Consider the following 8658-nt stretch of genomic DNA (forward strand, 5'->3'; position numbering starts at 1 on the left):
CCGAGGCGCTGCGCGAGTCCCCCGAGTTCTTCGACCGCGTCACCGCCGTGCGCGAGGCCCTGCACGGTGCTCCGGTCACGAGGGCGAGCGAGTCATGACCGACAGCGCGACCGCAACGCTCCCGGGCCCGGGCCGGTCCGCTGACCGTGGTGCGGCCGCTCTCGGCGAGCGCCGCCTGCCCGGGTGGCTGCGGTGGGTCGCGCCGGTCGTCGTCGGCGCCATCATCGTCGTCCTGTGGTGGTTCTGGGTCGATGTGCTGGGCACCGCGCCGCGCATGCTGCCGAGCCCGTTCGCGATCCTCGAGGAGTTCGTCAGACGCTGGCCGATCATCGCGCAGGACATGGCGATCACGGCCACCAACGCCCTCATCGGCCTCGTGGTCGGCTCGCTCCTGGCCATGCTGTTCGCCGGACTCGCGGCCGCCGTGCGGCCGATCGACGGCATGCTCGCCCCGCTGGTCGCCGCCCTCGCCGTCATCCCGATCGTCGCGATCACGCCGATCCTCAACACGATGTTCGGCGCGTCGAGCCAGTTCGGGCGGCAGGCGGTGGCGACCATCGCGGCGTTCATCCCGGTCTTCGTGAACGTGCTGCGCGGCCTGCGTCAGACGCGGCCGGTCCACCGCGACCTGCTGCGTGCGTCGGCTGCCTCGGGGTGGCAGACCTTCCGTTTCCTGACGCTGCCGACGGCGCTCCCCTATCTGCTGACGGGCCTGCGCATCGCGAGTTCGCTGGCCGTCATCGCGGCGCTCGTCGCCGAGTACTTCGGCGGTCCGGCCGACGGCATCGGCACCGCGATCGCCACGTACGCCAAGTCCGGCCGGGCGGCGCTCGCGTGGGCCTACGTGCTCGGCGGCATCGTCATCGGCCTGGTGTTCTACCTCGTGACCTCGCTGCTGGAGCGCCTGGCCACCCGACGATCGCAGGGCTGACCCGCTCTCATCAGGCTCGCACCCGAGAAGCAGCACCAACGAAAGGAACGCAATGACACAGCAGCATCCGCTCCGCCCGGGCCTTCGTCGAGGTCTGGCGGCGGCATCCGTCTTCACCGTCGCGGCCCTCGCCCTCGCCGCTTGTGCCGGATCGCCCGACACCTCCAGCACCGGGGGCGGCGACGACTTCGAGCCCCTCACCTCGATCAAGCTGCAGCTCCAGTGGCTGCCGCAGGCCCAGTTCGCCGGATATTACGTCGCGCAGGAGAAGGGCTTCTTCAAAGAGGAGGGCTTCGACGACGTCGAGATCATCCCCTCGGGCGGCGACATCGTGCCGCAGGACGCCCTCGTCGACGGCGACGTCGACTTCGCGATCGCCTGGGTGCCCAAAGTGCTGGGGACGCTCGAGGCGACCGGCGTCGAGCTGACCGACATCGCGCAGGTGTTCCAGAAGTCGGGCACGCTGCAGGTGTCGTGGAAGGGTGACGGCATCACGTCGGTCGCCGACTTCGAGGGCAAGCGCATCGGCTCGTGGGGCTTCGGCAACGAGTGGGAGATCTTCGCCGCGATGGCGGCGGAGAAGCTCGACTCCACGACGGTCTCGATCACGACGCAGGACTTCTCGATGAACGCCCTGCTCGACCACGACGTCGATGCCGCCCAGGCCATGACGTACAACGAGTGGGCGCAGATCCTCGAGGTGAAGAACCCCGACACCGGTCAGCTCTACCAGCCGGAGGACTTCGACGTCGTCTCGTACGAAGACACCGAGGGCGCCATGCTGCAGGACGCGGTGTGGGCCGACACGCAGCGCCTGAAGGACGACCCGGCGTACGCCGACGCGGCCGTCCGGTTCCTCAAGGCGATCACGAAGGGCTGGGTCTACGCGCGCGACAACGCCGAGGAGTCGGCGTCGATCGTCTACGACATCGCCTCGACCGCCGAAGCCGCCTTCCCGGTCGGCCCGGTGCACCAGCAGTGGATGATGAACGAGGTCAACAAGCTCATCTGGACCGGCGCCGACTTCGGCCTCGTCGACAAGGCCGCATGGGACAAGACCGTCAAGGGCGCCCTGTCGGCCAAGAACCAGGACGACCTCGAGCTCATCACCACCGAGCCAGCCGACAGCGCGTACTCGAACGAGTACATCCAGAAGGCGCTCGACGAGCTCAAGGACGAAGGGGTCGAGGTCAGCGGCGAGTACACGCCGATCGACGTCGTCCTGACGGAGGGCGGCCAGTAGGAGTCGCGGGTGCTCCGTCCTCTTCCGGGGCGGAGCACCCTTGACCCGACGGCGCAGAACAGGGAACGTTGCGACATGACAGAAGACCTCGACGCCCTCGCGAAGCAGCTCGATCGCGAGCACGTGTTCCACTCCTGGTCGGCACAGGCAGGACTGGACCTGCCTGTCATCGCCGGCGGAGCGGGCACCGTGGTGTGGGACCACGCCGGCCAGCGCATGCTCGACTTCTCCAGCCAGCTCGTCAACGTCAACATCGGGCACCAGCATCCCGCCGTCGTCGAGGCGATCCGCGCGCAGGCGGCCGAGCTCGCGACCATCGGACCCGCGACCGCGAACCTCACCCGCGGCCAGGCCGCCGCGCGGATCCTGTCGCACGCGCCGGACGGCTTCACGAAGGTCTTCTTCACCAACGGCGGCGCCGACGCGATCGAGAACGCGATCCGGATGGCGAGGCTGCACACCGGCCGCGACACGATCCTGTCGACGTACCGCTCCTACCACGGCAACACCGGGGCGGCCATCGTAGCCACCGGCGACTGGCGGCGGATGCCGAACCAGTACGCGCGTGGGCACGTCCACTTCTTCGGCCCGTACCTGTACCGCACCGAGTTCTGGGCGACGACGCCCGAAGAGGAGTGCGCCCGCGCCCTGCACCACCTCGAGCGCGTCATCCAGTCCGAGGGGCCGTCGACGATCGCGGCGCTGCTGCTGGAGTCGATCCCGGGCACCGCCGGCATCCTGATCCCGCCGCCCGGGTACCTCGCCGGCGTGCGAGCCCTCGCCGACAAGTACGGCCTCCTGCTGATCCTCGACGAGGTGATGGCGGGCTTCGGCCGCACCGGGCGCTGGTTCGCGTTCGACGGGCACGACGTGGTGCCCGACCTCATCACGTTCGCGAAGGGCGTGAACTCCGGGTACGTGCCCGTCGGCGGTGTGATCATCTCGGCGCCGATCGCGGCCACCTTCGACGACCGCGTGTTCCCGGGCGGGCTCACGTACTCCGGTCATCCGCTGGCTGCGGCATCCATCGTCGCCGCTCTCGACGCGATGCAGAACGAGGGCATCGTCGAGAACGCCCGGCGTGTCGGAGCGGATGCCATCGGCCCCGGTCTGCGGGCGCTCGCAGAGAACCACCCCCTCATCGGCGAGGTGCGGGGCGAGGGGGTCTTCTGGGCGCTCGAACTCGTCGCCGACCGCAAGACGCGCGAGCCGGTCGGCGCCGACGTGATCGGCCGGCTGAAGAAGGAGCTCGTCACGCGGGGCCTGCTGCCGTTCACGGCCGACAACCGCATCCACGTCGTCCCGCCCTGCGTCGTCACCGACGCGGAGGTGGAGCAGGCGATGGCGATCTACGATGAAGCCTTGACGAGCGTCGAAGGCGACGGTCACTGAGCCCGTCGAAGTGCTGACGCGTGCATCCCGCCTCACGAGGGCGGTTCCAAAGGAGGAACACGATGACTGACACGATTTCGCGCACCGACACCGCGGTGCTGGACCACTGGGTGAACGGCGCGCCGTGGGCAGGGGCATCCGATCGCTCCGGCGACGTGTACGACCCCGCGCTGGGAACGGTGCAGAAGCACGTGCGCTTCGCCTCCCGCGACGACGTCGACGCGGTCGTCGGGGCGGCCTCCGCCGCGTGGGAGCAGTGGCGCGACGCCTCGATCGCCAAGCGCCAGGCGGTGCTGTTCGCGTTCCGTGAGCTGCTCAACGAGCGCAAGGAGGAGCTGGCCGAGATCCTCACCTCCGAGCACGGCAAGGTGCTCTCGGACGCCCGCGGCGAGATCGCCCGCGGGATGGAGGTCGTCGAGTTCGCGTGCGGTGTCGGGCACCTCACCAAGGGCGCGTACTCCGAGAACGTCTCGACCGGCATCGACGTCTACACGCTGCGCCAGCCGCTCGGCGTCGTCGGCATCATCAGCCCGTTCAACTTCCCGGCGATGGTTCCGCTGTGGTTCTTCTCCATCGCCCTCGCCGCCGGCAACGCGGTCGTGCTGAAGCCGTCCGAGAAGGACCCCACCGCGGCGAACTGGCTCGCGGGGCTCCTCACCGAGGCGGGGCTGCCCGACGGCGTCTTCAACGTCGTGCACGGCGACAAAGAGGCGGTCGATGCGCTCCTGGACCACCCCGACGTGCGGGCCATCTCGTTCGTCGGATCGACCCCGATCGCGAAGTACGTGTACGAGAAGGCGACGAGCGCGGGCAAGCGGGTGCAGGCGCTCGGCGGTGCGAAGAACCACATGCTCGTGCTGCCGGACGCCGACCTCGACCTCGCCGCGGACGCGGCCGTGAACGCGGGATTCGGATCGGCCGGCGAGCGCTGCATGGCGATCTCGGTCGTGCTCGCGGTGGACTCGGTCGCCGACGCGTTCGTCGCCAAGGTCGCCGAGCGCATGGGCGGGCTGAAGGTCGGCGACGGCCGGCGCGGCACCGACATGGGCCCGCTCATCACCGGCCAGCACCGCGACAAGGTCGCCTCGTACATCGACGTCGCGTCGACCGACGGCGCGGCGGTCGTGGTCGACGGCCGGGGCATCGAGGTCGACGGCGACGCCAACGGCTTCTGGCTCGGACCCACCCTCATCGACAACGTTCCGACGTCCTCCTCGGTGTACGGCGACGAGATCTTCGGCCCGGTGCTGTCGGTCGTGCGCGTGTCGGGGTACGAAGAGGGCCTCGGGATCATCAACGCCAGCCGCTACGGCAACGGCACCGCGATCTTCACCAACGACGGCGGCGCCGCCCGGCGCTTCCAGCGGGAGGCGACGGTCGGCATGATCGGCATCAACGTGCCGATCCCGGTGCCCGTGGCGTATCACTCGTTCGGCGGCTGGAAGGCATCCCTCTTCGGCGACGCCAAGGCGTACGGCCCGCACGGGTTCGACTTCTTCACGGCTGAGAAGGCCGTGACCTCGCGCTGGCTCGACCCGTCGCACGGCGGCATCAACCTCGGCTTCCCCCAGCACGACTGAGCCGCGTGGTCCCCGGACGTCGGCGTCAGTCGGCGGCCGGGGGTGCGAAGACGGTGAGAGCGTGGGGCCGGGCGACGCAGCGCAGCCGGAACCCGCCCGGGTCGCGCTCCTCGAGCTCGCCGTCGTGGACGAACACGGACGGATGCCCCGGCTCGGGCCTCACCGTGATCTCGAACTCGCGCAGCACGAGGCGCTCGACGTCCTCGTCGCGCGGGTACAGCCGCAGCGCGCGCAGGACGGCGGCGCTCCGCTCGCCGAACGCCAACGAGGCGAGCGCGCGCACCTTCGAACCGCGGGCGTGGTGGATGCGGATGTCGAGCACGCCGGCCTCGGCCTCCTGACGCTGCATGGTGGCGACGCGTTCGGGGTCGTTGCGGCCGACGCTCACGAAGACCGACCACACGCGCGCCCGACGCCCCGCGCGGACGATCGTCAGCGGTTCGGCGCGACGCAGCGCACCCGCGGTCGCCACGACGCCGCCGATCCACTTGCCGAGGCTCGTGCGCCGCTCGCGCTCCTCGATGAGCTCGGGGTAGGCGCCCACCGACACCACGTTCAGGACGGTGATCGGCGCGTCGTCGTCCGCCGCCGCCTCGGCGACCCCGACCTCGACGGTCGATCCCGCGTCGTACGCGTCGATCGCCGTCTCGATGCTGTCGAGGCCCAGGGCGCGCACGAAGTGGTTGAACGTGCCGCCCGGCAGCGCCAGCATCGGGCGGTCGTTGCGGCGGGCGAGGTGGGCCATGCGCGACACCGAGCCGTCGCCGCCGTAGATCCCCAGCACCTGCGGTGCGGGATCCCCCTGCATCGCGGCGGCGACCGCCTCGTCGAGGTCCTCGTCCTCCGCGAGTTCGTGCACGACGGCCTCGGGCAGGCGCTCGGCGAAGGTCGGCGCGGGGTCGGAGCGGATCACCGCGGTGCCCGACCGGCTGTTGCGCACGAGGAACAGTCCGCTGCCGGACGCGTGCGGCGTGGTCTCGGGGTCCATGCGCCCGACGCTAGCGACAACGAGCGCGCGGGACGGGGTCTTGCGTCGCGCCCCGCCGCCTGCAACCGGGTCGGACGGGACAGGGTCACGCCGGCAGCAGCGGCCGGTTCTCGTAGAAGGTCTGCAGCACCACGGTGGTCCGCGTGTTGACCGATGCGGCCGCCCGGATGTCGCGGATCAGGCTCTCGAGGTGCCGAGGCGTGGCGACCCGGACGAACAGCATGTAGCTCGCATCGCCGGCGATGGAGTGGCACGCCTCGATCTCGGTCAGGTGCTCCAGCAGCTCGGGCGCGTTGTCGGGCTGGGCGGGGTCGAGCGGCGTGATCTCGACGAACGCGGCCAGCGGCTTGCCGACGGCCTCGGCGTCGACGACGGCGCGGTATCCGGCGATGACGCCGCTGCTCTCCAGGCGCTTCAGGCGAGCCTGGACGGCCGAGACCGAGAGTCCCGCCTTCTCGGACAGCTGCGCGAGCGTCGCGCGGCCGTCGCGCGAGACCTCTTCGATGATCCTCAAGTCGACAGCGTCTTCCACACGTGGAAGAATATCAATCACAGCCGGATCTCACCGGAATATTTCCTGTCATCGACGGATCGGAGGTTCACATGTCCAGCACCGCCCTTCACACCGCGAAGGCGATCGTCGGCGAACCCGAGGTCGTCGAGGATGCTGCGCGCGCCGAGACGAGCGACGCCTGGCTGCGTCTCAAGGCCGCCGCCGGCGCGATCCAGGGCCTCCAGATCAAGGACGGCTCGATCCCGGATGCTGCCGCCCACGCCGACGCGCAGGCCCACGTCGCCGAGATCGTGGCCGGCATCCGCGCCCTGGCTCCCGCGTTCCCACACGACGCCGAGTACCTCGCCGCCTCGGCGCGCGACTTCGAGCGCTGGGCGGCCGAAGGCTTCGGCATCCCGGACTTCCTGGACTCGCTGGGCGCCTTCCAGCCGCAGCAGCACCGGGTCGACGGCATCCGTCACCTCGTCGTGTTCCCGATGTACACGCAGAACGGGTCGAGCGATCGTCACGTCGAGGCCGTGCTCGTCGAGGTCATCTGGCCGGAGTTCATCGCCCAGCTCGAGGCAGGCGACTACGGCAACAAGCTGTTCGTGTCGCTGCGCTTCGTGGACTTCACGCCGGGCTACGACACCAACTCGGCCGTGCTCTTCCCTGAGACCGTCGCGATGCGCGAGATCCCGACGTTCACGTGGGGCGCGATCTTCCAGGACCGGGAGGCGGCCCGCTACCGCCGCGTCGTGCGCGCCGCCGCCGAGATCACCAAGCTCGACCTGCCCGAGGACGCCGCGCGCATGCTCGACGACCAGCAGCTCACCGAGAAGACGTTCGTGATGTGGGACATCATCCACGACCGCACCCACATGCGCGGCGACCTGCCGTTCGACCCGTTCATGATCAAGCAGCGGATGCCGTACTTCCTGTACTCGCTCGAAGAGCTGCGCTGCGACCTCACCGCGTTCCGCGAGTGCGTGGCGATCGAGAAGCGCCTCACGGCGCGCGTCGAAGCGGGAGAGCAGCTGGATGCCGCCGAGGCCGAGATGCTCGAGCACGCCAAGCTCGTGCAGTACGCCGTCATCTTCGACCGCATCTTCCGGTTCTCGATCACGGGCACCCGCGTGCGCAACTACGACGGGCTCGGCGGGCAGCTGCTGTTCGCGTGGCTGCACCAGCGCGACGTGCTGCACTGGACCGACACCGCCCTCGCCTTCGACTGGGACGACGTTCCCGCGGCGGTCGTCGCCCTGGGTGACGCGATCGACGAGCTCTACTGGCGCTCGATCGACCGCCCCAAGACGGCGCACTGGCTCGCGGCGTACGACCTCGTGCGCGGCACGCTGACACCCCACCCGGCGTCGGCGTGGGCGCGCGGTCTGCCCGACGAGATCCTCGCGGGCGCCCCCAAGGGGTACACGGATGCCGTCCTGGACGACGAGTTCCCGCTGTCGATGTTCTTCGAGGCCCTCGACAAGAAGATGAAGCCCGTCATCGAGTCCACCGCCGGGATCACGGGTGCCGACTCCTGATCCCGCGGTAGCCGGTCGGCTCGTGCTCGTCGCGGGGGCGACGAGTGCGAGCGGCCTGGCGGCGGCGCGCAGCCTGCGTGGGGCGGGCGCGCGTGTCGTCGCGGTGCCCGATCTGCACACCGAGGTGTGCGACCTGACCGACGAGGGCGCAGTCGTCGCGCTCGCGGAGCGCGTGCATGCCTCCGAGGGTCCCGTGGACGGCGTGCTGCACCTCGTCGGCGGCTGGCGCGGCGGCGGGGGCCTCGCCGGTCAGACCGACGCCGACTACCGCTTCCTGGAGTCGTCGTTCACCGCGCTGCGGCACGTGAGCCGCGCCTTCGACGCCGATCTGCGGGCCGCCGAAGCGGCCCGCCTGGCCGTCGTCTCATCGACCGCCGTCGCCCGCCCGCTCGCCGGCGGCGCCAACTACGCCGCCGTCAAGGCCGCGACCGAGGCCTGGACGCGCGCGGTCGCGCAGGGCTTCGCCAAGGACGCCCGGGATGCCGGA

Annotated in this window: 8 protein-coding genes; 6 read left to right on the forward strand and 2 right to left on the reverse strand. The window is 70.4% G+C overall.

The window, feature by feature from the left end; translation table 11 throughout:
- The first annotated feature begins 94 nt into the window (after positions 1-94).
- From ACTHNQ_RS16915 to ACTHNQ_RS16930, 4 genes are all read left to right on the forward strand, one after another.
- Positions 95-931, forward strand: a complete 837-nt coding sequence (locus tag ACTHNQ_RS16915; protein WP_440335121.1) for an ABC transporter permease — start codon at positions 95-97, stop codon at positions 929-931.
- A 52-nt stretch (positions 932-983) separates the two neighbouring features.
- On the forward strand, positions 984-2174 hold the full coding sequence (locus tag ACTHNQ_RS16920) for an ABC transporter substrate-binding protein (RefSeq protein ID WP_440335122.1): 1191 nt from the start codon (positions 984-986) through the stop codon (positions 2172-2174).
- 75 nt (positions 2175-2249) lie between these two features.
- Positions 2250-3566: an aspartate aminotransferase family protein gene (locus tag ACTHNQ_RS16925; protein ID WP_440335123.1), complete on the forward strand. Its 1317-nt coding sequence runs from the start codon at positions 2250-2252 to the stop codon at positions 3564-3566.
- A gap of 62 nt (positions 3567-3628) precedes the next feature.
- Positions 3629-5146, forward strand: coding sequence for a CoA-acylating methylmalonate-semialdehyde dehydrogenase (locus tag ACTHNQ_RS16930; RefSeq protein ID WP_440335124.1), 1518 nt, complete (start codon positions 3629-3631; stop codon positions 5144-5146).
- 25 nt (positions 5147-5171) lie between these two features.
- Here the strand turns inward: ACTHNQ_RS16930 and ACTHNQ_RS16935 are convergent, their stop codons facing one another.
- Together ACTHNQ_RS16935 and ACTHNQ_RS16940 are read right to left on the reverse strand one after the other, a co-directional pair.
- Positions 5172-6134 carry a diacylglycerol/lipid kinase family protein gene (locus tag ACTHNQ_RS16935; protein ID WP_440335125.1) on the reverse strand — a complete coding sequence of 321 codons (963 nt, stop codon included), beginning with the start codon at positions 6132-6134 and terminating at the stop codon, positions 5172-5174.
- 85 nt (positions 6135-6219) lie between these two features.
- Positions 6220-6666, reverse strand: coding sequence for an Lrp/AsnC family transcriptional regulator (locus tag ACTHNQ_RS16940; RefSeq protein WP_018171387.1), 447 nt, complete (start codon positions 6664-6666; stop codon positions 6220-6222).
- 71 nt (positions 6667-6737) lie between these two features.
- On the opposite strand from ACTHNQ_RS16940, the gene ACTHNQ_RS16945 reads away from it, so the two are divergent.
- The gene (locus tag ACTHNQ_RS16945; RefSeq protein WP_440335126.1) at positions 6738-8171 is read left to right on the forward strand and encodes a DUF6421 family protein; all 1434 of its coding nucleotides are present in this window, start codon (positions 6738-6740) and stop codon (positions 8169-8171) included.
- Positions 8158-8658, forward strand: a 501-nt coding sequence (locus ACTHNQ_RS16950) for an SDR family NAD(P)-dependent oxidoreductase (protein ID WP_440335127.1), incomplete at its 3' end; no start/stop codon positions are given. The genes ACTHNQ_RS16945 and ACTHNQ_RS16950, both read left to right, overlap by 14 nt.

It is taken from the genome of Microbacterium sp., assembly GCF_051953575.1.
GTDB lineage: Bacteria > Actinomycetota > Actinomycetes > Actinomycetales > Microbacteriaceae > Microbacterium.

Coding starts and splice junctions, on each gene's coding strand:
- ACTHNQ_RS16915 (WP_440335121.1), top strand. CDS start 95: ATGACCGACAGCGCGACCGCAACGCTCCCGGGCCCGGGCCGGTCCGCT.
- ACTHNQ_RS16920 (WP_440335122.1), top strand. CDS start 984: ATGACACAGCAGCATCCGCTCCGCCCGGGCCTTCGTCGAGGTCTGGCG.
- ACTHNQ_RS16925 (WP_440335123.1), top strand. CDS start 2,250: ATGACAGAAGACCTCGACGCCCTCGCGAAGCAGCTCGATCGCGAGCAC.
- ACTHNQ_RS16930 (WP_440335124.1), top strand. CDS start 3,629: ATGACTGACACGATTTCGCGCACCGACACCGCGGTGCTGGACCACTGG.
- ACTHNQ_RS16935 (WP_440335125.1), bottom strand. CDS start 6,134: ATGGACCCCGAGACCACGCCGCACGCGTCCGGCAGCGGACTGTTCCTC.
- ACTHNQ_RS16945 (WP_440335126.1), top strand. CDS start 6,738: ATGTCCAGCACCGCCCTTCACACCGCGAAGGCGATCGTCGGCGAACCC.